At 64.5% G+C, this 750-nt stretch carries 1 protein-coding gene; it reads left to right on the plus strand.

The window, feature by feature from the left end; genetic code table 11:
- Nucleotides 1–24: 24 nt before the first annotated feature.
- Nucleotides 25–750, plus strand: a 726-nt coding sequence (pcaQ, locus tag JP75_RS24675) for a pca operon transcription factor PcaQ (protein WP_035087869.1), incomplete at its 3' end; no start/stop codon positions are given.

The following is a 750-nucleotide window of genomic DNA, read 5'->3' on the forward strand; positions in this document are numbered from 1 at the left end:
GAAACATAACCGCAGGATTTTGCCTTGGCCAAACGTCCCATCGATTCGCGTGTAAAACTGCGGCACATCGCGTGCTTCCTGGAGGTGGCGCGGCTCAAGAGCGTGGTGAAGGCGGCCGATGCCCTCAACATGAGCCAGCCCGCGGCCTCCAAGACCATCCAGGAGCTCGAGGAGATCGTGGGGGTGCCCCTCTTCGACCGCAGCCGTCGCAATCTCTTCCTGACCCCGTCCGGCGAAGTGTTCCTGCGCTACGCGAGCACGAGCTTTACCGCCCTTCGCCAGGGCATCGACAGCCTGGGAAGCGCGCAGGCGCAGGAGATCGTCAAGGTCGGCGCCCTGCCCACCGTCTCGGCGCGCATCCTGCCGCCATCGGTGAAGCGCTTCAGCGACCAGCACCTGCCGGCAACCACGCGGATCATCACCGGACCCAACGCCTATCTGCTGTCGCTGCTGCGGATGGGCGACGTGGACCTGGTCATCGGCCGCATGGCCGATCCGGATGCCATGACTGGCCTGGCTTTCGAGCACCTTTATTCGGAAAAAGTCGTGTTCGTCGTCCGGCCGGGCCACCCGCTGCTCGCCGAACCCCGTTTCGAGCTTTCGATGATCGAGCCCTACCAGACGCTCATGCCCACGCCGGATTCCGTCATCCGCCCCTTCGTGCAGCGCCTGCTGCTGGCGCATGGGGTCAGCAATGTGCGCGACGAGATCGAGACCGTCTCCAACGCGTTCGGGCGAAGTTTTACGCGG

Source organism: Devosia riboflavina (genome assembly GCF_000743575.1).
Taxonomy (GTDB): domain Bacteria; phylum Pseudomonadota; class Alphaproteobacteria; order Rhizobiales; family Devosiaceae; genus Devosia; species Devosia riboflavina.